Source organism: Lysobacter humi (ex Lee et al. 2017) (genome assembly GCF_054781815.1).
Genome location: NZ_BAAGTR010000009.1, coordinates 419,299 through 443,097 on the forward strand (window position 1 = coordinate 419,299; position 23,799 = coordinate 443,097).

22 protein-coding genes and 2 pseudogenes are annotated in these 23,799 nt (G+C 71.5%); 16 read left to right on the plus strand and 8 right to left on the minus strand.

All coding sequences use genetic code 11. From position 1 onward, the window contains the following. Positions 1–8 precede the first annotated feature (8 nt). Positions 9–542, plus strand: a complete 534-nt coding sequence (locus ACYVJJ_RS08870) for a hypothetical protein (protein ID WP_460832820.1) — start codon at positions 9–11, stop codon at positions 540–542. 180 nt (positions 543–722) lie between these two features. On the opposite strand, the gene ACYVJJ_RS08875 is transcribed toward ACYVJJ_RS08870, so the two are convergent. After that, positions 723–2,534, minus strand: coding sequence for a DUF885 domain-containing protein (locus tag ACYVJJ_RS08875; protein WP_460832822.1), 1,812 nt, complete (start codon positions 2,532–2,534; stop codon positions 723–725). Between the two features lie 175 nt (positions 2,535–2,709). Between ACYVJJ_RS08875 and ACYVJJ_RS08880 the strand changes: the two are divergent. Both ACYVJJ_RS08880 and ACYVJJ_RS08885 read left to right on the plus strand, forming a co-directional pair. Then, a pseudogene (locus ACYVJJ_RS08880) lies at positions 2,710–3,846 on the plus strand (ATP-binding protein); the annotation flags it as partial. A gap of 48 nt (positions 3,847–3,894) precedes the next feature. Then, positions 3,895–4,233: pseudogene (locus tag ACYVJJ_RS08885) on the plus strand (response regulator); the annotation flags it as partial. Positions 4,234–4,236: 3 nt separating this feature from the next. Here ACYVJJ_RS08885 and ACYVJJ_RS08890 read toward each other — a convergent pair. Further along, positions 4,237–5,079: a class I SAM-dependent methyltransferase gene (locus ACYVJJ_RS08890; RefSeq protein ID WP_460832823.1), complete on the minus strand. Its 843-nt coding sequence runs from the start codon at positions 5,077–5,079 to the stop codon at positions 4,237–4,239. 83 nt (positions 5,080–5,162) lie between these two features. Then, on the minus strand, positions 5,163–6,740 hold the full coding sequence (locus ACYVJJ_RS08895) for a phospholipase D family protein (RefSeq protein ID WP_460832825.1): 1,578 nt from the start codon (positions 6,738–6,740) through the stop codon (positions 5,163–5,165). A 134-nt stretch (positions 6,741–6,874) separates the two neighbouring features. On the opposite strand from ACYVJJ_RS08895, the gene ACYVJJ_RS08900 reads away from it, so the two are divergent. Further along, on the plus strand, positions 6,875–7,786 hold the full coding sequence (locus ACYVJJ_RS08900) for a M14 family metallopeptidase (RefSeq protein ID WP_460832827.1): 912 nt from the start codon (positions 6,875–6,877) through the stop codon (positions 7,784–7,786). Positions 7,787–7,866: 80 nt separating this feature from the next. Here ACYVJJ_RS08900 and ACYVJJ_RS08905 read toward each other — a convergent pair whose 3' ends face one another. Continuing rightward, the gene (locus ACYVJJ_RS08905; RefSeq protein WP_460832829.1) at positions 7,867–8,391 is read right to left on the minus strand and encodes a pyridoxamine 5'-phosphate oxidase family protein; all 525 of its coding nucleotides are present in this window, start codon (positions 8,389–8,391) and stop codon (positions 7,867–7,869) included. Between the two features lie 528 nt (positions 8,392–8,919). Here ACYVJJ_RS08905 and ACYVJJ_RS08910 point away from each other — a divergent pair. Then, positions 8,920–9,780, plus strand: a complete 861-nt coding sequence (locus ACYVJJ_RS08910) for a 2-hydroxyacid dehydrogenase (protein ID WP_460832831.1) — start codon at positions 8,920–8,922, stop codon at positions 9,778–9,780. A 15-nt stretch (positions 9,781–9,795) separates the two neighbouring features. Here the strand turns inward: ACYVJJ_RS08910 and ACYVJJ_RS08915 are convergent, their stop codons facing one another. Beyond that, complete coding sequence (locus ACYVJJ_RS08915) at positions 9,796–10,848, minus strand: NAD(P)-dependent alcohol dehydrogenase (RefSeq protein WP_460832832.1); 1,053 nt, start codon at positions 10,846–10,848, stop codon at positions 9,796–9,798. A 131-nt stretch (positions 10,849–10,979) separates the two neighbouring features. Then, the gene (locus ACYVJJ_RS08920) at positions 10,980–11,279 is read right to left on the minus strand and encodes a hypothetical protein (RefSeq protein WP_460832833.1); all 300 of its coding nucleotides are present in this window, start codon (positions 11,277–11,279) and stop codon (positions 10,980–10,982) included. Positions 11,280–11,660: 381 nt separating this feature from the next. Between ACYVJJ_RS08920 and ACYVJJ_RS08925 the strand changes: the two genes are divergently transcribed. From ACYVJJ_RS08925 to ACYVJJ_RS08955, 7 genes are all read left to right on the plus strand, one after another. Beyond that, positions 11,661–12,707: a hypothetical protein gene (locus tag ACYVJJ_RS08925; RefSeq protein ID WP_460832835.1), complete on the plus strand. Its 1,047-nt coding sequence runs from the start codon at positions 11,661–11,663 to the stop codon at positions 12,705–12,707. Continuing rightward, positions 12,704–13,210 (plus strand): phage holin family protein, encoded by a 507-nt coding sequence (locus tag ACYVJJ_RS08930; RefSeq protein WP_460832836.1) that lies wholly within the window; start codon positions 12,704–12,706, stop codon positions 13,208–13,210. The genes ACYVJJ_RS08925 and ACYVJJ_RS08930 overlap by 4 nt, the downstream gene beginning before the upstream one ends. Beyond that, positions 13,207–14,001 (plus strand): DUF3618 domain-containing protein, encoded by a 795-nt coding sequence (locus tag ACYVJJ_RS08935; RefSeq protein ID WP_460832837.1) that lies wholly within the window; start codon positions 13,207–13,209, stop codon positions 13,999–14,001. The genes ACYVJJ_RS08930 and ACYVJJ_RS08935 overlap by 4 nt, the downstream gene beginning before the upstream one ends. 391 nt (positions 14,002–14,392) lie before the next feature. Further along, positions 14,393–15,094, plus strand: coding sequence for a glutathione S-transferase N-terminal domain-containing protein (locus tag ACYVJJ_RS08940; protein WP_460832839.1), 702 nt, complete (start codon positions 14,393–14,395; stop codon positions 15,092–15,094). Continuing rightward, the gene (locus ACYVJJ_RS08945) at positions 15,043–16,113 is read left to right on the plus strand and encodes a DUF2272 domain-containing protein (RefSeq protein ID WP_460832840.1); all 1,071 of its coding nucleotides are present in this window, start codon (positions 15,043–15,045) and stop codon (positions 16,111–16,113) included. The genes ACYVJJ_RS08940 and ACYVJJ_RS08945 overlap by 52 nt, the downstream gene beginning before the upstream one ends. A gap of 152 nt (positions 16,114–16,265) precedes the next feature. Then, the gene (locus tag ACYVJJ_RS08950; RefSeq protein ID WP_460832842.1) at positions 16,266–18,389 is read left to right on the plus strand and encodes a M13 family metallopeptidase; all 2,124 of its coding nucleotides are present in this window, start codon (positions 16,266–16,268) and stop codon (positions 18,387–18,389) included. 141 nt (positions 18,390–18,530) lie between these two features. Next, positions 18,531–19,133, plus strand: a complete 603-nt coding sequence (locus ACYVJJ_RS08955) for a DUF6445 family protein (RefSeq protein ID WP_460832844.1) — start codon at positions 18,531–18,533, stop codon at positions 19,131–19,133. On the opposite strand, the gene ACYVJJ_RS08960 is transcribed toward ACYVJJ_RS08955, so the two are convergent. Then, positions 19,120–19,833, minus strand: coding sequence for an alpha/beta hydrolase (locus tag ACYVJJ_RS08960; protein ID WP_460832846.1), 714 nt, complete (start codon positions 19,831–19,833; stop codon positions 19,120–19,122). The genes ACYVJJ_RS08955 and ACYVJJ_RS08960 overlap by 14 nt on opposite strands. 86 nt (positions 19,834–19,919) lie before the next feature. Here ACYVJJ_RS08960 and ACYVJJ_RS08965 point away from each other — a divergent pair, with 86 nt between their 5' ends. Then, a complete protein-coding gene (locus tag ACYVJJ_RS08965; protein ID WP_460832848.1) occupies positions 19,920–20,405 on the plus strand; it encodes a YciI family protein in 486 nt (161 codons plus the stop codon). A 53-nt stretch (positions 20,406–20,458) separates the two neighbouring features. Here the strand turns inward: ACYVJJ_RS08965 and ACYVJJ_RS08970 are convergent, their stop codons facing one another. Continuing rightward, the gene (locus ACYVJJ_RS08970) at positions 20,459–20,731 is read right to left on the minus strand and encodes an HU family DNA-binding protein (RefSeq protein ID WP_460832850.1); all 273 of its coding nucleotides are present in this window, start codon (positions 20,729–20,731) and stop codon (positions 20,459–20,461) included. Between the two features lie 158 nt (positions 20,732–20,889). Between ACYVJJ_RS08970 and upp the strand changes: the two genes are divergently transcribed. The 3 genes from upp to ACYVJJ_RS08985 all read left to right on the plus strand — a co-directional run bounded on the left by upp (position 20,890) and on the right by ACYVJJ_RS08985 (position 23,770). Then, a complete protein-coding gene (gene upp, locus ACYVJJ_RS08975) occupies positions 20,890–21,531 on the plus strand; it encodes a uracil phosphoribosyltransferase (RefSeq protein WP_460832852.1) in 642 nt (213 codons plus the stop codon). 381 nt (positions 21,532–21,912) lie between these two features. Then, a complete protein-coding gene (locus ACYVJJ_RS08980; RefSeq protein WP_460832854.1) occupies positions 21,913–23,283 on the plus strand; it encodes a S8 family peptidase in 1,371 nt (456 codons plus the stop codon). Positions 23,284–23,398: 115 nt separating this feature from the next. After that, on the plus strand, positions 23,399–23,770 hold the full coding sequence (locus ACYVJJ_RS08985) for a response regulator (protein ID WP_460832856.1): 372 nt from the start codon (positions 23,399–23,401) through the stop codon (positions 23,768–23,770). The last annotated feature ends 29 nt before the right edge of the window (positions 23,771–23,799 follow it).

The window sequence follows — 23,799 nt, forward strand, 5'->3', positions numbered from 1 at the left end:
TCCGGATCATGCGCCTGCCTGCCTCGCTCCTCGCCCTGCTGCTCGTCGTCGCCGGGATCCCATCGATGGCGCAGGCACGCGCCCCGCAGGCGTTGCCCGGGCTGGATTCGGCGAGCGTCGGCCTGAAGTCTTTGGGCCCCGCACAGAAGCAGGCACTGGTGATGCTCGTGGGCATGCGAGTCACGGGTCGGTCGGCGGGGCTCCCGCGCGGCGACGCGGCCTCCGCGGCGCGCTCGATGAAGATCGTGAGCCTGGAGAACCTGCTGATGGCGTCGCTCGCGCGCGATGCCGGCTGGCCGGCGATGCAGCGCTACTATGAGGACGCCGCCGCGCTCGGCGCACGCAACGTCCGCGGCGAGCTCCAGGGCGCCGCGGCGCTGCGCGAGGCCCGCGCGCTCGAGGACCGCCGTCGCACCCTGATGCGCCAGGCGTTCGCGAAGGCGAACGCCGCGAAGATCAGTCCACAGGATCCCAAGCTCAACACGCGCGCGGACCGCATCGCCGCGGAGATTGCGCGCCGCGCGCGAGACGTCGCCCGCTAGCGCGCTCTCGCGGCGACGGCGCCATGCCGCCGGGATCGCGACCGCACGCTCGTCGTTGCCGCTGCCGCTTCCATTGCCGTCGCTATCGCCGTCGCTATCGCCGTCATGGACGCACGCGCGCAGGCGCGCGCCTGCGCCGCCATCGTCACGCCGTGGCAGGCGCTGTCCCGAACGGGCGGGTCAGCCGCGCTGCCTGCGGATCCAGGCGTCGACTTCCTGTTCGAGCAGCGTCAGCGGCACGGTGCCGGTGAGCAGCAGCAGGTTGTGGAACTCGCGCGGATTGAAGCGTGCACCGAGCTGCGCCCGCGCCTTGTCGCGCAGGCGGATGATCTCCAGCTGGCCGATCTTGTAGCTCGTCGCCTGCCCGGGCATCACCACGTAACGGTCGACCTCGGAGGGCGGAATGCCGTAGTCGATGGCCTGCTGCCGCGTCCAGCGCTTGGCGTGCAGCCCCGTGTCCACGACCAGCCGACGCGCGCGGAACAGTTCGGCGTCGAGCTGGCCCAGCCGGCCCTGCGGATCGCCCTCGTACCAGCCTTCCTCGGCGGCGAGGCGCTCGGCATACAGCGCCCAGCCCTCACTGAAGGCCGAGATCCCGCCGAACGCGCGGATCTGCCGGAACTTCGGCACGCCCGCGTTCTCCACGGCGAGCGCGCCCTGGAAGTGATGGCCGGGCACCGTCTCGTGGTAGACGAGCGTGCGCAGGCCGAAGTTGGTCAGGCGGTCCTTGCGCAGCGGCATCTGGAAGACGCCCGGTCGAGAGCCGTCGAGCGGTGGCGCCGTGTAGCTCGCCGCGGCCGAGGCCCAGCGGTATTCCGGGTACGGCCGCGCGATCACCGGCGTTTTCGGGCGGATGTCGAACAGGGCGTCGGCGCGCTTCTCCGCGTCGCGGATCATCGTATCGATGTCGGCCATGATCTTGGCGCGGCCCGCGGCATCGTCGCTGTAGGCGAGGTCCGCCTCGAGCTTCTCGATGCGTTCCTTGACCGGGCCCTGGGTGCGCCCGAGCGAGCGCAGGATCGTGTCCATCTCCGCCTCGATCCGCGCGACCTCGCGCAGGCCCAGCGCATGGATCTGCTCCGCGGTGAGGTCGGTCGACGTGAACTGGCGCAGGCGCTGCGCGTACGCCGCGGCGCCGTTCGGTAGCCGCCACAGGCCTGCGTCGTCGGTCGACTTCGGCAGCTGGCCCTCCAGCTCGGCGATCGCCGCGCGCCATGCCGGGTAGACCTCCCCGTCGACGACCTGTGCGGCTTCGGCGACGAGTGCCGCGCGCCGCGTGGCGTCCACCGTCGAAACGCCGCCCAGCTTCTCGGCGAGCGTGGCCACCAGCGGGTTGCGCGCAGGTTCCGGCGCGACGAACTGCCTCATCTGTGCGATGGTGGCCTGCAGGATGAAGCGCGGCGGCAGGATGCCCTTGGCGGCCTGCGCGCGGCTCTCACGCACCGCCTCGCCCATGCGCTCGTCGAACAGGCGCAGGCGCGCGACGTAGTTCTCGGCATCGCGCGCGTTGCCGACGGGATGGATCACCGTCATCAGGTTCGGCAGCGCAACGTTGGCGCCGCTGAACTGGTTGAGCGGGAACTGCAGGTCGCCGAAAGGCTCGCCGTCGACGATCGACTGCAGCTGCCAGCGCATCAGGTCGGCGGAGACGCGCTCGGTCTCGCTCATCGCGGCACGATCGAAGCGGGCGAGGTCGGTCAGGCCGCGGCGGGCGAGCGCGACCGTCTCGCGCTCGAAGGTCTCGGTCTGCGGCGTGATCCCGCGGTCGAGCGCGTCCTGCGTCGCGCCGCCGAAGTAGCGGCTCGCGGTCGCCGCGTTCGGATTGCGGCGCATCCAGTCGTCGGTGAACGCTTCGAAGAACGCGCCAACGCGCGCGTTCGCAGGGGCGCTGGGCGATGCGCGCTCGGGCGAGGTCGACATGCACCCCCCGAGCAGGCCCACGGCGACCGCGGCGGCGAGCGGGAGGGTCAGGGCACGGACAGGCAGGGGCACGGGCGTCTCCGATCGGCGGGTGTGCCGATTCTAGGCAGGCCGGCGCTTCGCGCGCAGGCACGGCCATGCGCCCGAATCGTTTCGCCGGCTTCACATGCCCCTCACTAGGCTGCCGCGCTTTCCCGGGGGATCACCGTTGGATCCGACACAGAAGCCCGTTCGCGCACAGGCGTCCCTGCCGGCAGGCCTCGCCGGCAGCGAGCGCCAGTTCCGCCTGCTCGTGCAGGGCGTGACCGACTACGCGATCTACATGCTCGACACGAACGGCCGCATCGCCAGCTGGAATGCCGGCGGCGAGCGGATCAAGGGCTATGCCTCCGATGAGATCATCGGCGAGCACTTCTCGCGCTTCTACACGGAGGAGGACCGCGACCGCGGCGAGCCGGCAGTGGCGCTCGAGACCGCCCGCACGCAGGGGCGCTACGAGAAGGAGGGCTGGCGCGTCCGTCGCGACGGTACCCGCTTCTGGGCGAACGTGATCATCGACCCGGTGTTCGACGACGATGGCCAGCTCATCGGCTTCGCCAAGGTCACGCGTGACGTCAGCGAGCGCCGCGAGAAGCAACGCGCGCTGGAAGTCGCGCAGCAGGCGATGCTGCAGGCGCACCGCATGGAGGCGATCGGGCAGCTCACGTACGGCGTCGCGCACGATTTCAACAACCTGCTCACCGTCATCACCAACAGCCTCGACCTGATCGCCGCCGACCCGAACGATCCGCAGCGCGTGCGTCGGCTGCTCGTCGGCGCACAGCGCGCGGCCGAGCGCGGCGCGCTGCTGACGCGCCAGCTGCTCGCATACTCGCGCCGGCAGACGCTGAGGCCGGAAGTGCACGATCTCAACGGCCTCATCTACGTCGCGGAGTCGGTGCTGCGGCGCGCCGTCGGCGAGGACGTCGCGATCGAGCTCAACCTCGGGCGCGGCATCGGCGAGGTCAACGTCGACGGCGCCGAGTTCGAGGCGGCGCTGCTGAACCTGGTGGTGAACGCGCGTGATGCCATGCCCGGGGGCGGCCGCATCACCATCCGCACCCGCGACGTGCAGCAGGCCGAAGCCGAAGGCCGCCGCGTGCCGGGGCGCTATGCGCTGGTCACCGTGGAGGACACCGGAAGCGGCATGCCGCCGGAGGTGATCGAGCACGCGATGGAGCCGTTCTTCACCACCAAGGAGGTGGGCAAGGGCAGCGGGCTCGGGCTCAGCCAGGTTTACGGCTTCGCCGTGCAGTCCGGCGGTGACGTCACGATCGAATCGCGGGTCGGGGAGGGCACGGTCATCCGCTTCTATCTGCCGATCCGCGACGCCGCGGAAGGCGATTCCCGCGACGGCGGCGACGCCGGCGCACCCGTGAAGATCCTGCTCGTGGAGGACGATCCGGACGTGCAGGTGATGGCGATCGAGACGCTGCGCCACCTCGGCTATGCGGTGCTGACCGCCGACGAGGGCTTCGCGGCGCTCGACGTGCTCGATCGCGACCCGGAGATCGAGATCCTGTTCACCGACGTGGTGATGCCCAAGGGCATGAGCGGCGTCGACCTGATGCACGAGGCGCGTCGCCGCCGGCCGAGCATCAAGGTGCTGCTGGCGTCGGGTTATGCGCGCGGCCAGCTGCCCACCATTCCGGAAGGCGCCGACTTCATCGCCAAGCCCTATCGCGTCGACGAGCTCGCCGCGCGCCTCGCCGCGCTGGCGGCACCGGGCTGAGGCTCAGCGGCGGACGGCGAACACGCCGTCCAGCGCGCGCTCCGCGCGGAAGCCCGCCTTCGCGAGGCGCGTGGCGACCTCGCCGGGCACGTCGCGCCCGCTGGTGAGCGCATTGGGGTTGCCGGTGTAGTGGAACAGCCGGCCACCGCGACGGATCACGCGGGCGATCTGGTCGTAGAAGGCCTGGGAATAGAGTTCGCCGGCGATGCCGAAGCGCGGCGGATCGTGCAGCACCGCGTCGAACGATGCGTCGGGCAGCATGTGGATCGCCTGCGCGACATCACCCTGCGACAGCTCCAGCCGCCCGCCGGCCTGCGCTCCGGCCGGATCGGGCGACCACGGATTGAGCGTGCGCAGCCAGAGGACGTCGGGGTTCTTCTCGAACGAGCGCACCCGGGCGACGCCGGCCTCGAGGCAGCAGCCCGCGAAGTAGCCGAGCCCGCCGCAGGTGTCGAGCACGGACTTGCCCCGCGGCTCGACGAGCGCCACCTTGCGGCGCGCGTCGTCGACGGGGGACGCCTTCGACGTGGGCAGCATCTTGATGCCGTCGATCTCGAACGTCGGCGCGCCCCATTCGGTGGGGACGAGCTTGATCAGGGCGCCGGCGTAACGGGAGACCGGCGCGAAATCCTCGCCGTCCCAGTAATGGATGGTGCGGTCCTTGAGGCGCTCCGGATACGGGTAGGCGGCCTCGCGCCAGTGCCAGCAGGCCGCTTCCAGCCGCGCTTGGCCGGTCGAGCGTCCGAGGTCCAGGGAGCCGGACCACGTCGCCTCGCCGCGGTTCCGCGCGCGCTGCAGGTCGTCGGCAAGTGCGCGGGTGAGCAGGGGGGCGGTGTAGTGCGACACGGAGACTCCGGGACTGGCGCCGCGCCGCGGCCGGGCGCGCAGCATCGGCGATCGCGACGCCCACGGGAAGGCCGCGGGTGCCGCTAGAGCTGCGACTCGATCGGCAGCACGCGCATCGCGGCGACGCGCGCGCGCTCGAGGGCGCCGGTGCCGGGCTCGACGTCGTGCGACACCGGCGGCGCGGCGTGGCGGTCGAGCCAGCGCAGGCCGCCGTCGCGCCCGCGGTGCAGCCAGTAGCTCGCGTCGGGGCCGGCCAGCCGCAGGAACTCGTCCCGCACGCTGCGCGCGATCGCCGGATCGTCGAACAGCACGCCCATCTCGGTGTTCAGCGCGATCGATCGCGGATCGAAATTGAACGAGCCCACGAAGCCGCGCCGGTCGTCGACGGTGATCGCCTTCGTGTGCAGGCTCGCGCCGCTGCTGCCGTGCAAGGCGGGGAGGGGCGCACCGGGCTGCGACCGGATCTCGTACAGGGCGACGCCCGCGTCGAGCAGCGCGTCGCGGTAGCGCGAATAGCCGACGTGCACCGCGGGCACGTCGTTGGCCGCGAGCGAATTGGTGGCGACCGCGACGAACGTGCCCCGCCTTGCAGCCTGCGCGAGCACGCGCGCGCCGTCCTCGCCGGGCACGAAGTAGGGCGAGATCACGAGCGCCTTGTCGCGGGCGTGCTCGACCAGCGGCGTGAGCGCATGGATGAGCCAGCGGTCGCGGTTCGCCACCGTCTTCGTCGGCGGGTCGGACAGCACGCGAACACCGGTCGTCCAGTGCGGCGCGAGCGCCTGCCTGTAGTAGTCGCGCACCGCCGCCGAGGCGTCGACCCGCGCGAGGTAGGGCCGGGCCGCGCTGCCCTTCGCCTGCGCCTCGGCCTCGGCGACGAGCCGCACGAGGTCGGAGGTGTCTGGCGGGTGCAGCGCCGCGATCGGCACGACCGCGGCGCTGTTCCAGAACGCATCGAACACGGCGGACGCCTGCCCGACGGCCGGCCCGAACAGCAGCAGGTCGAGGTCGCGGAAGTTCACCGCCTGCGCGGCGGCGAAGTACTCGTCGCCGATGTTGCGTCCGCCGACCACCGCGACGCGTCCGTCCGCGATCCACGCCTTGTTGTGCATGCGGTGGTTGAGGCTGCCGGCGCGCTGCAGCATCTCCACGATGCGCATCGCGCCGGTGCGGTTGCGGAACGGGTTGTACAGGCGCAGCTCAATGTTCGGGTGGGCGTCGAGCGCGAGCAGGAGCGGATCGAGGCCGCCGGCGTTCATGTCGTCGAGCAGGAGGCGCACGCGCACGCCGCGCTCGGCGGCGGCATGCACTTCGCGACCGAGCAGGCGGCCGGTGAGATCGTCGTGCCAGATGTAGTACTGCAGGTCGAGACTGCGGCCCGCCTTGCGCGCGGACAGCGCACGCGCGGCGAAGGCGTCGAGTCCATCGGGCAGCACGAGCACGCCCGTACGGCCGGGCTGCGCCAAGAGCAGCGGCGCCACTTCGCGATCGATCGCGGTCGCATCGGCGGCCGGCGCCAGTGCCGTGCTGCGTGCGCCCACCGCGCGTGGCGTGAGTCGATCCGCGAGCAGGATCCCGCTCGCCACCAGCACGGCGACGGCGAGCGCGCCGAGGGCCGCCCAGCGGAGCAGTCGACGGCCCAGCCCCATCCGGCGTGCCGCCATGAGTCGTCGCGTCTTCCGGCGCATCGTGCGTCCCGCTGCACCGCTCCCCGCGGCGCGCATAGCATGCCATCGGCGCCTTCCGCACCGGCGCGCCGGTGCTATGGTCGGCGCCGACACCCGCCAGCGAGAGACGCATGAGCCGCACCTATCCCATCGGTACGCCCGGCCAGCCCTGGGGCGCGCAGGAGCGTGCGGCCTGGCGCGCACGCCAGCCGCGGCGACGCAGCTATGCCGATGTGGTCGCGGCCATCGAGCGCTGTCGCGAGCGCTTCGACGTCGAGTGCTACGGCGAGCTCGACTACGACGACGAGACCTACCCGCTGTTCGCGATCCGCAGCCGCGGCTGGGCCGAGACGCGTCCGCTCGCGCTGGTCACCGGGGGGGTGCACGGCTACGAGACGAGCGGCGTGCACGGTGCGCTGCAGTTCGTCGAGCGCTACATGGACGACTACGCAGGGCGCATCGACATCCTCGTGGCACCGTGCGTGAGCCCCTGGGCCTACGAGCGGATCAACCGCTGGAACCCGGACGCGATCGATCCGAACCGATCGTTCCGCGAGGGCAGCCCGGCCGGCGAGTCGGCGGCCCTGCTGCGCCTGGTCGCACCGCTGCGCGGGCGCATCCTCGTGCACGTGGACCTGCACGAGACCACCGACAGCGACGAGTCCGAGTTCCGTCCGGCCCTCGCCGCGCGCGACGGCAAGCCGTTCGAGGCCGGCGGCATACCGGACGGCTTCTACACCGTCGGGGACACCGAGAACCCGCAGCCCGATTTCCAGCGCGCGATCATCGAGGCGGTGTCGAAGGTCACGCACATCGCGCCCGCCGATGCCAACAGCGAGATCATCGGCTCACCGGTGGTGGCGCCGGGCGTCATCAACTACCCGGTCGCCAAGCTCGCGCTCTGCGCCGGCATCACCGGTGCGCGCTACGTGACGACCACGGAGGTCTATCCCGACAGCCCGCGCGCGACGCCCGAGCAGTGCAACGACGCGCAGGTCGCCGCCGTGCGTGCCGCGCTCGACTACGCACTCGCGCACGGCTGAGTGCCTGCCGCAAGGCGCGTCCGCGTCCATCGAGCGGGGCCCGGATCGCCCGTGGCAGGCCCGCGCCGACGGTACGGGCCTCAGTGCGCCGGACGGCGCCCGCTGGTGTCGTCGCGGGTGCCGAGGGGGACTTCCGCCACCTTGTCGCGGTAGTCGCGCTTGGGATCGACGCCGAACAGTGCCTTGACGCCGGCGACCAGGCTGGAGCCGTTGAGCCAGATCTCCGCGTCATCCGGATCGAAGCGCAGCAGCGCGAGCTTCGGGTCGTCCTTGCCCTTCTCGTACCAGGCGGCCACGAAGGGATTCCACAGGCGGTCGATCATCTCCGGATCGTTGTCGTGCACGAGCCGGCCGTGCACGGTGGCGAACAGGCCGTGGCCCTTGTCGACCAGGGTGAAGAACGCACGGCGCTCGCCTTTCACCGATTCGGCCAGGTCGGTGTCGCGCGCCGTGAAGAACCAGACGGGGCCGCCGGCATCGCCTTCGATCTGCGCGGTCATCGGGACCGGATGCGGCGCGCGGTCGGTCTCCAGCGCGAGCATCACGGTGCGATCGGACTTCACGGCATCCCACAGCTTCGCTTCGAATTCGGCCTGGCGGCTCATGGCGGTTTCCTCGGGGGCAGGGCACCGGTGTAGCCGGCCGGGCGTCGCGGCCGTGTGGGCGCCCGGTGACGGGAACACGCAGGCGCGGTTGCGACAACGCCGTCGGACGTCGCGCCTCGTGCATGGCGTGGCACGGCTGCGAGCCGCGACGCGGTACTGCAGGATCACGCGAAAGAACGCTTGACTTTCGCGACGTGGCGCCGGCGGTGGTGGGTCCGGCGTGCATGCTCATCCACAGGGGGTGTGGACAAGTCTGGGGATCGACCCGGGTACAGCCGGTTCCACGCCTGCCGCCGCTTGGTCCGGGGCTGTACTGGCGGAAATTTCGCCACGCGCACGCCGCACGCATTCGCTGCCACGATGCATGCCCGTGCGCAAGGGGCCTCGATGCGATCGGCGAAGCCCGTCGCGCACTGGTGCAATGCATCATCGCCGTGTATGACGTGCGTCGGCCGAACCGGGAGCACGCGCATCGACATCCTCGTCTGCACCGCGAAGGACCAATCGGCCTGGCGAGATGCGCTCCAAGTGCACCTGCCCGACGCCCGCGTGCACGCCGGGCTCGGTGCGCCGCCGTGCGACTACGCCGTGCTGTGGAAGCCGCCCGCGACCGTATTCGCCGAGCAGCCGTGCCTGAAGGCGGTCTTCTCGCTGGGCGCCGGCGTGGATGGCCTGCTCGCAATGCCCGAGCTGCCGCGTGGCGTACCGCTCGTGCGCATGGAAGATGCGGGCATGGCGCCGCAGATGTTCGAGATCGCGTTGTACACCGCGCTCCGAGAGTTCCGTGGCCTGCGTGTCTACGCGCGTGACCAGGCCGAGCGGCGCTGGTCGCCGCGGCCTGCACGCGCGCGCGTGGATTTCCGGATCGCGGTGCTCGGCCTCGGCGTGCTCGGCGGTGCGGTCGCGAAGGCGCTGGCGGAGTTCGGCTTCGACGTGATCGGCTGGAGCCGCGGCGCCCGTGACGTCCCGGGTGTGCGATGCATGCATGGGCCGGATGCGCTCGACGGCGTGCTCGGCGCGAGCGAGCTCGTGGTGCTCTGCCTGCCGTCCACCGCCTCGACCGTACGGCTCCTCGACCGCGACCGACTCGCCCGGATGCGTCCGGGCGCGGCGCTGCTCAACATTGCGCGCGGCGACCTCGTCGACGAGGCCGCGCTGGTCGAGGCGCTCGACGCGGGCAGGCTCGGCGCGGCCTACCTCGACGTCTTCCAGCACGAGCCGCTGCCCGTCGACCATCCGTTCTGGTCGCATCCGCGCGTGCACGTCACGCCGCACGTGGCGGCACTGACGGATGTCGAGCTGGCCGCGGAACAGATCGCCGCGAAGATCCTGCGCCTGCAGGCGGGGCTGGACGTCACCGGCATCGTGGACCCCGCCCGCGGCTACTGAGCGGGCGGGCGCGGCTCAGCCCGCCATCGTGGCCGCGTCGATCACGAAGCGGTAGCGCACGTCGCTGCGGAGCATGCGCTCGTAGGCCTCGTCGATCTGCTGCGCGGGCACCGTCTCGACATCGGCGACGATGCCGTGCTCGGCGCAGAAGTCGAGCATCTCCTGCGTCTCCGGGATGCCGCCGATGAGCGAGCCGGCGATCGAGCGGCGGCCGAAGATCAGCGCGCCGATGTTCGGGCTGGGATGCGGATGCTCGGGCACGCCGACGAGGCAGAGCGTGCCGTCGCGCTTGAGCAGCGCGGTGAACGCATCGAGCACGTGGCTCGCGGCGACGGTGTCGAGGATGAAGTCGAACGTGCCGGCGTGCGCGGCCATCTGCGCCTCGTCGCGGGAGACGACCACCTCGTCGGCGCCGAGTGCCTTCGCGTCCGCGCGCTTGGACTCCGACGTGGTGAACGCCACGACGTGCGCGCCCATCGCATGCGCGATCTTGATGCCCATGTGTCCGAGCCCGCCGATGCCGACGATGCCGACCTTCTTGCCGGGCCCGGCATTCCAGTGGCGCAGCGGCGAGTAGGTGGTGATGCCCGCGCACAGGAGCGGCGCCACCGCGGCGAGTTGCTCCTCCGGATGGCGGATGCGCAGCACATAGCGGCGGTCGACCACGATGCGCTGCGAGTAGCCGCCGAGCGTGTGCCCGGGCGCGTCCTGCGTGCGGCCGTTGTACGTGCCGACGAAGCCGACGGCGCAGTACTGCTCGAGGCCTTCCTGGCAGGCCGCGCACTGGCGGCAGCTGTCGACCATGCAGCCGACGCCGACGGTCTCGCCGACCTGGAAATCGTCCACCTCGCTGCCGACCGCGCTCACGTGCCCGACGATCTCGTGCCCCGGCACGCACGGGTACCGCGTGCCCGCCCATTCGGAGCGCACGGTGTGCAGGTCCGAATGGCAGATGCCGCAGTAGGCGATGTCGATCTGGATGTCGCGCGGGCCCGGCGCGCGGCGTTCGATGTCCATGGGCTCGAGCGGTCGGTCGGCGGCGTGTGCGCCGAAGGCTTTCGTAGTCATCGGGATTTCCGTTGGCGATGGGGGGCGGGGCGGTCCGCGCCGACCAGCCTAGCGCCGCGGCGCGTGCACCGCAGTGGCGGCGACGCACCGCTGCATCGCACGCGCGGGGACGATGACCGTCGAAGACGGCATCAGCGCGGCGGGTCGGCGTCCTCGTCGACGTCGTCGTCGGTACCGGCGTCGCTGCCGGCCATCGCGGCGCGCCCGGTGAGCACGGAGTTGCCGCTCGCGCCGGAGCGTCCGCGGACGTCGTCCGACGTGCCGATCGCACCGTAGGCGCCGATCGCCTTAGACCCGGCGGTGGACGCCGCGGCGGCGCCGGTGACGGTATTGGACGTGGTCCCCGTGCGCGCATTGCCGGTGTCGTCGGTCGTGGCGCAGGCGCCCAGCGCGAGCACGGTCGCAAGGGCGAGGAGGGAGGTACGGATCATGGTCGGCTCCTAGTGGCGAGGGTGCCCGGCCGCGACGCCGGCGTCGTATCGCTCGGACGCCGAGCCTAGCCAGCCGGGGATGAGGGACGGGCGAAGCTGCGTACCGGCGAAGCGGAGCGCGCAATCCGGTTCCGTTGACCGCCGTCCGCGGCGTCAAGCGCTTGTTGAAGCGGCCTCGTCGGGAGCGCCGCGCGGTGCGAGGCGCACGCGTAACGACAGCGCGGCCGCTTAAACGGCGAAGTCACCGGCGCGAGTGGATGCTCCGTGCGCGGATCCGGCATCGATCGGAGGCGCCGTCACCGCGACGGATCGCATCGATCGCGCCATGCGCGCCGCGCAAGGCCGCCCCAGGGCGGCATCCCCCAGATGCAGGAGGCTTCAATGAACAATCCACACACGCAGGCTCCGTCGGGCAACGGCCTGTCGGGCGGTGCCGACGGCGACCTGCGCACGCAGGTCGGCTCCGTGGCCGAGCAGGTCAAGGTGCAGGGCCAGGAGCGTATCGAATCGACACGGCAGGCGACCGCCACGACGCTCGAGAAACTCGCCGAAGGCGTTCGCGACGCCGCCTCGCAACTCGAGCGCGACGGCACGGTCGGCAACCTGTCCGGCTACATCGTGCAGATGTCCGAGACCATGACGCGCGTGGCCTCGGGCCTGCGCGACAAGAGCGGCGATGACCTCCTCCACGAGGTGGGCCGCATCGCGCGCGAGAACCCGACCGTATTCGTCGCCGGCGCGGTCGCGCTCGGCTTCGGCCTGACGCGTTTCGCGAAGGCCTCGACGAAGCACGAGCACGGCAGCAGCGCGGGCAGCGGTGCGGACGTAGGCTCGGACCTTGCGGCATCGGCCTCGGACACGGGCCTCGCGCTCTCGTCCGCGGGCGGCCGCGGCAGCCAGGACACGGTCTTCAGCGCGGGCTCGCTCGGCGGATCCGGCTCGACCACGGCGACGGGGCTCGGGTCCCGCGGCGCTTCGCCCGGAACGGCTGCAGCATCGTCAGCGGCGCCAGGCGCGTCCGGGATGACGGGCGCCACCGGCGGTTCCGGGATGTCGGCGGGATCGAATGCCTCGGGCACCGGCGGATCAGGCAGCGCGGGCCTCGGCGCCGCCGGCTCGACCGGCAGCCCCACGGCACAGGGCTATGGCGAGACCCCGTCGAGCAGCCCGCCGACGGGCAGCACCGGCTACGGCGCGGGCGCGTCGGCTTCGACGTCCAGCAGCGACGTCAGCGCGCCAGCCGGCACCGCTCTCGGCGGCACGCGCAATCTCGACGCGCGCGGCGACCAAGGCATCGCGAGCGGAGGGGCCGACACGGGCCTGACGGACGGCACCGGCACGACGCCGGGCCTCTCGGCCGGTGCGGGCGCGAGCCTCGGCGTGCGGAGCGGCGAAGACCGTGACGGGCAGGGAGGGCAGGGCGCATGAATACGTCCGATCCGAATGACCGCGCCGGCGGCACGGACGGTCGCGCCCACGTGCACGCGCCGTACTACGAGGATGCGAGTGCACGCACGGCCGCATCCGCAACGGCGCCATCGAGCTCGTCGACTGCCGATGCCTCCGTGGGCACCCTGCTGAAGGAGCTCGCCCACGAGGTGCCCGCGTTGCTGCGCAACGAGCTCGCGCTCGCGCGAAGCGAAATGCGCGAGCACATGTCCGAAGTCCAGAAGGCGACCGGTTCGATCGCGACCGGCGGCGCGGTGGCGCTCGCGGGGCTGGTGATCGTGCTGATGGCGGCGGTCTACCTGCTCAGCGAGGTGATGGCGCCGTGGCTCGCCGCGCTGATCGTCGGCGGCATCGCGCTCGCAGCCGGTTACATGCTGGTGACGGCAGGCCGCGAGAAGCTCAAGAACGCGTCGCTGCGACCGGATCGTACGGTCGACTCGCTGCGCAAGGACACGAATGCGATTCGAGGAGGTACGCAATGAACGACCCGTCCACCATCGGCCAGCAGGCGCAGAAGGATCCGGCCCAGATCGAGATGGAGATCGGCCGCCAGCGCCAGCACATCGAGGAGATCGTGCAGGCGCTGGAGAGCAAGCTCTCGCCCGGCGAGATGCTCGACCGCGTGCTCGGCATGGGCAAGGGCAGCGGCAAGGAGTTCGCCGGAAACCTCGCCGAAGCGGTCAAGGCCAACCCCGTGCCGGCGCTGATCACGGCGGCGGGCCTCATGTGGCTCTATTCCGCGAACCGCTCGGCGGGCACGTCGACGGTGACGGTCTCCGAGTCGACCACGACGGAGGTCGAGGCGAAGAGCGGCGGCCTGTCGGAGAAGCTGCATGCCGCGAAGTCGACGATCGGCGAGAAGGCGCACGGCGCGGCGGGCTCGATCAAGAGCGGCGCGCATTCGGCGAAGGAATCGGTCGCCGGCGGCGTCGGCCGTGCGGCGCAGGGCTACGGTGCGATGCTGGAGGAAAATCCACTCGCGGCCGGCGCGATCGCCGTGGCGGTCGGCGCGCTGCTCGGCGCGCTGATCCCGCCGACCCGCAAGGAGGACGAGCTGATGGGCGATGTCAGCGACCGCATGATCGACAAGGTCAAGACGACCGCACGCGAGCACGGCGGCGAGCTCGCGCGGCATGCGCGCGAGATGACGCAGCCGGGCGCCGCGTCGTCGAGCGCCTCGACCGCGCCGTCGACGGCCGGCACCGATGTCACGGGTCGCAGCCTCACCGGCGGCGACGAAGGCGCCGCATACGGCTCGCAACGCGCGCACTGAAGCTCAGCCCATGAAGTCACGAAACGCCACCGCACTGCGGTGGCGTTTCCGTATGCAGGATGCGTGCGGGCGCCGACTTCTGGCGCATCGACCGCGCAGCGCGCCGTCGACCGTGCGTGGTGCCCGGCATCAAGGCGATCCGCTAAATGCACGAGAGCCTGGGGAGGCATGCGCGCTGGTGAATCGGAATGCCTGGTGCATCTGTGCGATGTCGGTCGCGTCGGCGCACGTCGTTCGGAGTCGGTTGGCGGCCAGGCACGACATGGCGGCGCAACGCCCGCGTCTTGTCGCGGCACGATGGAACCTCCAGGCCGACGCACGGCCGGTGCACCCGCGCGTGTGACCGCCTAGCATCGACACGCGGCGCCCTCGTCGCGCCGTGGAGATCCGGATGCGCCTCGTGTATACGCCGCGGTCCCATTTCTCACGCAAGGTCCGCCTGCTCGCGGCGGGCCTGGGCCTGCCGCTGGAGCTCGTCGATGCCGGCAACGTCGCCGACGGCGTCCCTGCGGCCTTCGGACCGAATCCGCTGATGAAGGTGCCGACGCTGATCGCGCCCGACGGTACCGCAGTGTTCGACTCCGACCACATCGCCGCGTGGCTTGTGCGCCGCCATGACCCGCACGACCGGTTCGGCGTGCTGAGCGACGACGTCGACGTGCTCAACGCGCGCGCGGTGATGAACGGCGTGATGGCGACCGAGGTGGAGCTGATCCTCGCCGCGCGCACCGGCATCGATGTCGATGCGCATGCGCGCTTTGCGAAGATGCGTGCCTCGATGCTCGCGGGACTGGACTGGCTCGAGGCCCACCACCACATCTTTCAGCGCGAGGCGACGTACGCCACGTTCCATCTGCTCGCGCTGCTCGACCACCTCGTCTTCTACGGCCTCGTCCCGCTCGCGCATCCGCGGCTCGCGGCGGTCGTCGCCGAGCTCGGCGCGCGCCCGAGTTCGCCGCCTCGGCGCCGCGCTAGGCGCACGTCGACCCGCGGCAGACACCGGCTGTGCGAGGGTGCCGCGACTCCGCCCCTGGCCCGCCCATGTCGATCCGATCGCCGCATGCCCTCGCGTTGCTCCTGCTCGGGCTCGTAACCGCGCCCACCGCGCGGGCCGCCGACGCCTGCGCGGGTCAGGGGACCACCCCCGGCGACACCGCCTCGCGCATCGCGGCCATTGCCTGCACGGAGCATGCGCTGTGGTACGCGCCCTTCATCGACGAGAAGGGGCGACTGGCCAGCGTGCGCGTCTCCGAGGCGGAAGGCCTGCGGCTGCGCGACGGCGCCACGCCGGCCTGGCGTCGCGTCGCGCAGTACTGGCAGACCAGCGGGCTGCGGTGGCCACCGAACGGCCTGCCGTCCGACGCCGACTGCTGGGGCGATGTGCGCGGCCCCGGCGCCGCACTCTGCCGCGCCTTCCTCGTCGACACGCCGTGGTCGGCGGTGTTCGTGTCCTACGTGCTCGGGCGCGCCGGCGTGCCGGGCTTCGAGCCGTCGGCGCGCCATGTGGACTACGTGCGCGCCGCGCATCGCCAGACGGGCGCGGGGCCGTACCGCCTCGCCGACCCGGACGCCGAGGCGCCGGCGGTCGGCGACCTGCTCTGCTACGCACGCATGCCGGGGCAGGCCTTCGGCGCCGCAGGATTCCGCAGCTGGCTCGATCGCCCGTTTTCCGACGGGCTTGCGATGCACTGCGACATCGTCGTCTCGACCGCGGGCGGCAAGGCGCGGCTCGTCGGCGGCAACGTGCTGCAGGGCGTGACGATGCGGCTGCTGCCGGTCAATCGGTCGGGGCGGTTCTGGAGCCTGCCGCGCCGCGGTGGCGCCGAGCCCGAGTGCACGCCCGAGCGGCCGCAGGACTGCAACCTCAGCCGCCACGACTGGGTCGCGCTGCTCAAGCTCATGCCGGTGGCGAACGTCCCCGCGCCATCGGGCGCGCCCGCAGGCCCCGCGACGCCCTGCTGCGAGGTCTGCACGCTCCCGCTGCCCGCGGGCATGCGCCGGTGCCCGGTCCCGGTGGCGAGCCCGCCGATCGTCGCACCGGCGGCCCCGTCGAGTGCACCGATGCCGACGCCCGCGCCCACGAAGCCGCCGCCGGCGGGCGAAGGCGGCTGAGCGCCGCGTAGCCCGTCGCCGAGGCCTCGGATCCGTGAACGGCGTCGCACCCGCGTCGGCACTACGACTTTCGGCCTAGGGGGCCGGTCAGGCACGCGCCGTATGCTCGGCGCACGCCTCGCGCCGCACCGGCGCGGACCTGGAGATCCCGCTTGAACAAGACGCTCCTCGCGCTGGCCACCGCCGCCGCGCTCACGCTCGCCGCGCCGCTGCGCGCGGAAGAGAACCACGACTGTCTCGACGAGGCCTGCACCCTGCAGGCGCTGTTCGCGACCGACACCACCGGCGGCGGCGCCGCCGTCGACCCGACCGCCGCCGCGCGCCTCGGCACCTGGGGCATCGACCTCGCCGGCATGGATCGCAGCCGCACCCCCGGCACCGACTTCTTCGGCTACGTCAACGGCGCCTGGGCGAAGAACACGCCCATCCCGGCCGACAAGTCGCGCTATGGCGGCTTCGACATGCTGCGCGACCTGTCCGAAGCGCGCGTGCGCAAGCTCGTCGAGGGCTATCCCGCCGCCGATCCCGCCAAGGGCGGCGACGCCGCGAAGGTCGCGGCGCTGTATCGCGGCTTCCTCGACGAGGCGGCGATCGAGAAGCTCGGCGCCACGCCTCTGCAGCCCGCGCTCGCGGAGATCCGCAAGGCCAGGAGCCGCGACGACATCGCCTCCTTGATGGGCCGCAGCAACGGCGGCTTCGGACGCAGCTTCTTCGGCGCCTTCGTCGGCGACGATGCGAAGGACCCGGATCGCTACACGCTTTACCTGGGCCAGTCGGGCCTGGGCCTGGGCGACCGCCAGATGTACCTCGACGAGAAGTTCGCGCCGCAGCGCGAGCGCTACGTCGCGTACGTGGAGCAGATGCTGCGGCTCGCCGGCTGGCCGAAGCCCGCCGACAACGCGAAGGCGATCATGGCGCTGGAGACGAAGGTCGCCGAGGCCCACTGGACGCGCGCCGACAGCCGTGATCGCGACAAGACCTACAACCCGACCACACCCGCGGAGCTCCAGGCCTACGCGCCCGGCTTCCCGTGGCCGACGTACCTCAAGGCCGCCGGCGTCGACCACGCCGAGCGCGCGGTGCTGCGCCAGAACACCGCGTTCCCGAAGCTCGCGAAGATCTACGCGGAAGCCGACCTCGACACGCTCAAGGCGTGGCAGGCCTTCTCCACCGTCGACCAGGCGGCGCCGCTGCTGTCCAAGCCGTTCGTCGATGCGGAGTTCGAGTTCCGTTCGAAGTTCCTCAACGGCCAGCCGCAGCAGAAGGAGCGCTGGAAGCGCGCCGCCGCCTTCGCCGAGGCCGCGATGGGCGAGGCGATCGGACGCGACTACGTGCAGCTCTACTTCCCCGCCGAGTCGAAGGCGAAGATGGATGCGCTCGTCGCGAACGTGAAGTCCGCGCTGCGCACGCGGCTCGGCCAGCTCGAGTGGATGAGCGATGCCACCCGCGCCGAGGCGCTTACCAAGCTCGAGGGCTTCGGCCTCAAGATCGGCTATCCGGAGACGTGGCGCGACTACAGCGGCCTGAAGGTCACGGCCGGCGACGCCTTCGGCAATGCACAGCGCGCGCAACGCTTCGAGTGGGATTTCCGTCGCGCGCGCATCGGCCAGCAGGTCGACAAGGGCGAGTGGGGCATGACCCCGCAGACCGTCAACGCCTACTACAACTCGGTGAAGAACGAGATCGTCTTCCCCGCCGCGATCCTGCAGCCGCCGTTCTTCGATCCCGATGCGGATCCGGCGGTGAACTACGGCGCCATCGGCGGCGTGATCGGCCACGAGATCATCCACGGCTTCGACGACCAGGGCCGCAAGTCCGACGGCAAGGGCGTGCTGCGCGACTGGTGGACCAAGGAGGACGCGGCGAAGTTCGAGGTGCAGGCCGCGAAGCTCGGCGCCCAGTACGAGGCGTTCGATTTCCCCACGCTGCCCGGCATGCGCATCAACGGCCGTGTGGCGATGGGCGAGAACATCGCCGACCTGGGCGGCATCACGATCGCGCTCGAGGCGTATCGCCAATCGCTCGGCGGCAAGCCGGCCCCGGTGATCGACGGCTTCACCGGCGAGCAGCGCCTGTTCCTGGGTTGGGGCCAGGTCTGGCGCACGCTCTTCCGCGACGATGCGCTGCGGCAGCAGCTGGTCAACGGTCCGCACTCGCCGGGGCAGATCCGCGCCTTCGCGCCACTGCGCAACGTCGACGCCTGGTACGCCGCGTTCGGCATCACCGAGAAGGATCCGCTGTGGATCGCACCGCAGGATCGCGTGCGCATCTGGTGAGCCGCTGACGGCTCGCCGAGCGGGGTAGGGACAGGCCGCCTTCGGGCGGCCTGCTTCTTTTCGTGCTCACGGGCATGCCGCGCGACGCATGCTTCGCGCAGAATGCCGGGGCGGCACGCCGCCGCGTTCGTGCCGCATCCGATGCCCACGTCGCTCATCGTTGTCGACGACTTCCTCGAATCACCCGAAGCGCTGCGCGAAGCCGCGCTCGGCCTGACGTATCCGGACGTGCAGGGCGTTTTTCCCGGGCGGAACTCGCTGCAGCGGCTGGAGATCCCGGGGCTCGCGGACTATGTCTCGCAGCTCGTCGGCGAGCCGCTGCGCCCGATGGACCCGCCCGGCTCGCACGAGAAGTGCCGCATCACGCTCGCCGCCGACAGCGCGCGCGGCAAGGTGCACGTCGATCCGGGCTACTGGTCCGGCATCCTCTACCTCTCGCTTCCCGAGCATTGCAGCGGCGGCACCGATTTCTTCCGCCACAGGCGCACCGGCACGGATCGTCGCCCGATGACGTCCGAGGAAGTCGCGGCGCTCGGCTACGCCTCGTACGAGGAGGCGCACCGGGACATCGTGGAGCGCGACAGCCTCGACGACGGTGCCTGGGAGCTCACGATGAGCGTGCCGATGCGCTTCAACCGCCTCGTGCTGCTGAGGCCGTGGCTGTGGCACACGGCGGGGCCCGGCTTCGGCGACCGCATCGAGAACGGCCGCCTCGTCCACCTCATGTTCTTCACCCACCGCTGAGCGCGCCGTCGCCCAGCCGCTCGCCGATCCAGGCCACCGCCTCGTCGCGCAGCGCGCGCGTCAGCAGGTGGTCGCCATCGACTATGTGCAGGCGGGTGCGAACGCCGAGCTCGGACAGGCGCCGCGCGGCGGCCTCCGCGTCCGCGAGTGGCAGCGTCCCGTCGTCGCGGCCGTGCGCGACCAGTGCGTGGAGGTGCGCCATGTCCCCGCGCGGATGCGGAGCGTCGATGCCGGGCGGCGGATGGCCGGCGAGCATCGCGAAGCCCGCGACCGCGCGCGGTGCGTCGAGCGCGGCGCCCGCGGCGAGCATGCCGCCCTGGCTGAAACCACCGAGCAGCGTGCGTGATGGCGGGATGTCGTGGCGCTTCTGCAGTTGCGCCACGAACTCCACCAGCCTGGCGCGCGCCTCGGCTTCCTCGTCCTCGACGATCTGCAGGCCGTCCTCGCTCAGGCCGACGCGGTACCAGCCGATGCGATCACCGCTGATCGAGCGCGGCCCGCGCGGGAGCACGACCCACGTGCCTGGCGGTGCCGCGGCGCCGATTCCCGCGAGCTGGGTCTCGTCGCCGTCGACGCCATGCAGCAACACGAGCAGGCCGGACGGCGGGTCCGGGGCGGGTTCGAGACTGCGGAAAGCGAAGACATAGGCCGGCTCGTGCACCAGCTCGCCCGGTCGGGGTGCATCGGTCTGGGATCGCATCGGCGCATCGCAGCAGGGGTACGGTGCACGAGGCGTCGTCGCGGTTAACCTGCAGCAGCACGCCCCGGGAGACTTCGATGCGACGCATGCTCGTTTCCGCCGTCCTGCTTGCCGCCGCGCTGCCGGCCTTCGCCGCGACGCCTGCCGAGGGCTCGACAGCGCCGACCGCCCCAGCGCCCGCGGCAGACCATGCGCTCGCGCAGCGGCTCGGCGCCGACGCGCGCGGCATGCGCAAGTACGTGCTCGTGATCCTCAAGACCGGCCCCACGCGAGTGCCCGACGGCGAGGCGCGCAAGGCGATGTTCGCCGGGCACTTCGCGAACATGGAGCGCCTGTCGAAGGCGGGAAAGCTCGCCCTCGCTGGGCCGTTCGAGGCCGATCCCGCGGGCTGGCGCGGCCTGTTCGTGCTCGCCGTGGATGACCTCGACGAGGCGCGCCGACTTACCGAGACCGATCCGGTCATCGTGCAGGGCGAGATGGTCGCCGAGTACCACCGCTGGTACGGCTCGGCCGCGGCGATGATGATCCCGGAGCTCCACGAGCGCCTCGCGCCCGCGAAGCGGGGGCCCTGAAAAGCAAAACGGCCGGGTCGCCCCGGCCGTCTAGTGTGCGCGATCCGCCGCGCTTACTTCAGCGAGTCCTTCAGGGCCTTGCCGGCCTTGAACGTCGCATTGATCGACGCCGGGATCTCGATCGTCTCGCCCGTCTTCGGGTTGCGGCCCTGGCGGCCGGCGCGGTTGCGCGCCTCGAAGGTGCCGAAGCCGACCAGCGTCACCGCCTCGCCGCGCTTCAGGGCGTCCGTGATCGACTCGAGCGTCGCGCTGAGCGCCGCTTCCGCCTGGGCCTTGGTGAGTTCCGAGCGCTGGGCGATGGCGTCGACGAGCTGACCTTTGTTCATGTGATGCATACCTGGTGATGACCCCGAATCGGGGCGGCGTAGGGTACCCGAAGTCGGGGAGGGCAGGTGCGGCGCGGCTTTCGGGGCTTCGGGCGCCGGCCGGCGACGCCGTCGCGGCGGTCGGGCAGACTGTCGTCCCCCGTCGTCGAGTTCGCAGCATGAAGGTCACCGAGGTCCGCCATCCGCTCGTCCGGCACAAGCTCGGCCTGCTTCGCCGCGAAGACCTCGGCACCAAGGAGTTCCGCGAGCTCGCCGCGGAGATCGCCCTGTTGCTGACCTACGAAGCCACCGCCGACCTCGCGACCGAGGAGGTCGACGTGCAGGGCTGGGCCGGGCCCGTCCGCGCCGAGCGCATCCACGGCCGCAAGGTGATGCTCGTGCCCGTGCTGCGCGCGGGGCTCGGCATGCTGCCGGGCGTCCTGGAGCTGCTGCCCGCCGCCAAGGTGGGCGTCATCGGCCTGCAGCGCGACGAGGCCACGCTGCAGGCGGTGGGCTATTACGAGAAGCTCGCGGGCGACCTCGCGGACCGGGTCGCGCTCGTGCTCGATCCGATGCTCGCGACCGGCGGCACGCTGATCGCGACGATCGACCGCCTCAAGGCCGCCGGCGTGCCGCGCATCAAGGCGCTGTGCCTGGTCGCCGCGCCGGAGGGCCTGCAGGCCGTTGGCGCCGCGCATCCGGATGTCGAGATCGTGGCCGGCGCGATCGACGCGCGCCTCGATGCACGCGGTTACATCCTGCCCGGGCTCGGCGATGCCGGCGACCGCATCTTTGGCACGCCGGTCGGCACCGACGCGTAGCTCGCTCGCCTTCGGGCACCGCCGGTGCATACCCGGCGGCGGGAGGACGCTGCGCTCCCTGCGGATCGTGATCCCGAACCGCGCGGCGTTGAGCGAGCATGGCGCTCATCCGCAGGTCTTCCATGGATGCTGCGGCGCCGCAAACCCCCGGACGCTTCGGCATGGCGCGGCAAGCTCGAACGACCGTCCGTCGGCGAGGTGGGCGCCATGGGCGCAACGCCGTGGTCCCTACGGCCGTCTTCATTCCGTCTACACGGATATAAACCGTCCCGGCGGCGCCAGAGCGCAACTTCAGTCGAAATTTTGTGATGGCGGTCACCATCGGTTCATGCCATAAGCGGGGTGCGTGCAGTCCCGCACGCGTTCCCGGAGGGTGGACACATGGACCGAGTTTTCCGTACCGGCGCGCTGGCGGCCGCCGTATTCGCATCCCTTGGACTGGGCTCGACGGCATTCGCCGGCGGCCGTCCCGACCTCGTCGCCGCGGCCTTGCAGGCCGGCCGGCCGCACCAGTCGGGCGAGCTGATCGTGAAGTACCGCGACAGCGCGCCCGCCGCGGCACGCAGCGCCGTCCAGGGCGGCCTGCGCGCATCGCGCGTCGAGACGCTGCGCCGCGGGCGTGGCGAGACCGTGCTGCTGCGCCTGCCCGTGGGCACGCCGGTGGCGAGCGCGGTGGCGGCCCTGCAGGCCGATCCGGCCGTCGAGTACGCCGAGCCGAACTGGATCTACACGCATGCCGACGCGTCGAACGACACCTACTACACGAACGGCAGCCTGTGGGGCATGTACGGCAACGCCACGAACCCGGCGAACGCGTTCGGCTCGCAGGCGGGCGAGGCCTGGAACGCGGGCGCGACGTCGTGCGGCGACGTCTGGGTCGGCATCATCGACGAGGGCTACATGTACTCGCACGAGGACCTCGCCGCGAACGCCGGCAGGAACCCGGGCGAGATCGCGGGCAACGGCATCGACGACGATTCCAACGGCTACGTGGACGACGTCTACGGCTGGGACTTCGACGGCGGCAACAACAGCGTGTTCGACGGCACCGACGACGACCATGGCACGCACGTCGCCGGCACGATCGGCGGCGTCGGCGGTAACGGCAAGGGCGTCGCCGGCGTCTGCTGGTCGGTCAAGCTGATCAATGCCAAGTTCCTCGGCCGTCGCGGTGGCACCACGGCAAATGCGGTGAAGGCGGTCGACTACATGACCGACCTGAAGCGCCGCCACGGCATCAACCTGGTGGCGACGAGCAATTCGTGGGGCGGCGGCGGCTTCTCGCAGGCCCTGCAGGACGCGATCGCCCGTGCGAACGACGAGAACATCCTGTTCATCGCCGCCGCCGGCAATTCGGCCTACGACTGCGACACGGGCTCGGACTGCTATCCGTCCGAATATCCGAACGCGAACGTCGTCGGCGTCGCGTCGATCACCAACACCGGTGCCATGAGCTCGTTCTCGAGCTACGGCGCGAATACCGTCGACATCTGCGCACCCGGCTCGGGCATCTGGTCGACCGTGCCGGTGCGCGCCCGCGGGTCCAGGTCGCCGGTCTCGGGCTATGCGAGCTACTCCGGCACGTCAATGGCGACGCCGCACGTCTCGGGCGCCGCGGCGCTGTACAAGGCGCGGCATCCGTCGGCGACGGCCGCGCAGGTGAAGGCCGCACTGCTCGGCTCGGCGGTCGCGACGCCCTCGTGCGCCGGCCGGGTCGTGAGCGGTGGACGCCTGGACGTCAGCGGGTTCTGACGTCGATCCCGGGCGGGCCCGGGTCTCCCCCGGGCCCGCCGCGGGTGCAAGCGGCCTCACGCGCAGTGAATAGCCGCCGGGTTACCAATGTCGCGCCACCGCCACCGTGACCGACATGGAAACCAAGATCCTCGTCGTGGATGACAACGCCCGCGTGCGCGAGATGCTCGCAGACCTGCTCGAGATGGAAGGCCATACGGTCTTCCAGGCCGAGAGCGGGCTGGTCGCGCTGCAGTACCTGCAGGCCGGTCTCCAGCCCCGCCTCGTCGTATGCGACCTGATGATGCCGGACGTCGACGGCTGGCAGGTGCTGGCCGCGCTCGACCAGATGCCCGAGCGCCCGCGCACGGTGATCTTCACGTCCCTCGGCGACCTGGCATCGATCGACAAGCTGAGCGAACGCTACGGCTGCACGGTGCTGAAGAAGCCGGAGCAGCTGCGCGACGTGGTCGACGTGGCGCAGGAGTTGCTCGATCGCCCGCAATAGGCATCGGATCGGCGACGGCGTCGCGCGAT

Bases quoted from the DNA above. Each gene is read 5' to 3' on its own strand.
- ACYVJJ_RS08870 (WP_460832820.1), top strand. From the start codon at position 9: ATGCGCCTGCCTGCCTCGCTCCTCGCCCTGCTGCTCGTCGTCGCCGGG.
- ACYVJJ_RS08895 (WP_460832825.1), bottom strand. From the start codon at position 6,740: ATGGCGGCACGCCGGATGGGGCTGGGCCGTCGACTGCTCCGCTGGGCG.
- ACYVJJ_RS08900 (WP_460832827.1), top strand. From the start codon at position 6,875: ATGAGCCGCACCTATCCCATCGGTACGCCCGGCCAGCCCTGGGGCGCG.
- ACYVJJ_RS08905 (WP_460832829.1), bottom strand. From the start codon at position 8,391: ATGAGCCGCCAGGCCGAATTCGAAGCGAAGCTGTGGGATGCCGTGAAG.
- ACYVJJ_RS08915 (WP_460832832.1), bottom strand. From the start codon at position 10,848: ATGACTACGAAAGCCTTCGGCGCACACGCCGCCGACCGACCGCTCGAG.
- ACYVJJ_RS08920 (WP_460832833.1), bottom strand. From the start codon at position 11,279: ATGATCCGTACCTCCCTCCTCGCCCTTGCGACCGTGCTCGCGCTGGGC.
- ACYVJJ_RS08925 (WP_460832835.1), top strand. From the start codon at position 11,661: ATGAACAATCCACACACGCAGGCTCCGTCGGGCAACGGCCTGTCGGGC.
- ACYVJJ_RS08930 (WP_460832836.1), top strand. From the start codon at position 12,704: ATGAATACGTCCGATCCGAATGACCGCGCCGGCGGCACGGACGGTCGC.
- ACYVJJ_RS08935 (WP_460832837.1), top strand. From the start codon at position 13,207: ATGAACGACCCGTCCACCATCGGCCAGCAGGCGCAGAAGGATCCGGCC.
- ACYVJJ_RS08940 (WP_460832839.1), top strand. From the start codon at position 14,393: ATGCGCCTCGTGTATACGCCGCGGTCCCATTTCTCACGCAAGGTCCGC.
- ACYVJJ_RS08945 (WP_460832840.1), top strand. From the start codon at position 15,043: ATGTCGATCCGATCGCCGCATGCCCTCGCGTTGCTCCTGCTCGGGCTC.
- ACYVJJ_RS08955 (WP_460832844.1), top strand. From the start codon at position 18,531: ATGCCCACGTCGCTCATCGTTGTCGACGACTTCCTCGAATCACCCGAA.
- ACYVJJ_RS08960 (WP_460832846.1), bottom strand. From the start codon at position 19,833: ATGCGATCCCAGACCGATGCACCCCGACCGGGCGAGCTGGTGCACGAG.
- ACYVJJ_RS08965 (WP_460832848.1), top strand. From the start codon at position 19,920: ATGCTCGTTTCCGCCGTCCTGCTTGCCGCCGCGCTGCCGGCCTTCGCC.
- ACYVJJ_RS08970 (WP_460832850.1), bottom strand. From the start codon at position 20,731: ATGAACAAAGGTCAGCTCGTCGACGCCATCGCCCAGCGCTCGGAACTC.
- upp (WP_460832852.1), top strand. From the start codon at position 20,890: ATGAAGGTCACCGAGGTCCGCCATCCGCTCGTCCGGCACAAGCTCGGC.
- ACYVJJ_RS08980 (WP_460832854.1), top strand. From the start codon at position 21,913: ATGGACCGAGTTTTCCGTACCGGCGCGCTGGCGGCCGCCGTATTCGCA.
- ACYVJJ_RS08985 (WP_460832856.1), top strand. From the start codon at position 23,399: ATGGAAACCAAGATCCTCGTCGTGGATGACAACGCCCGCGTGCGCGAG.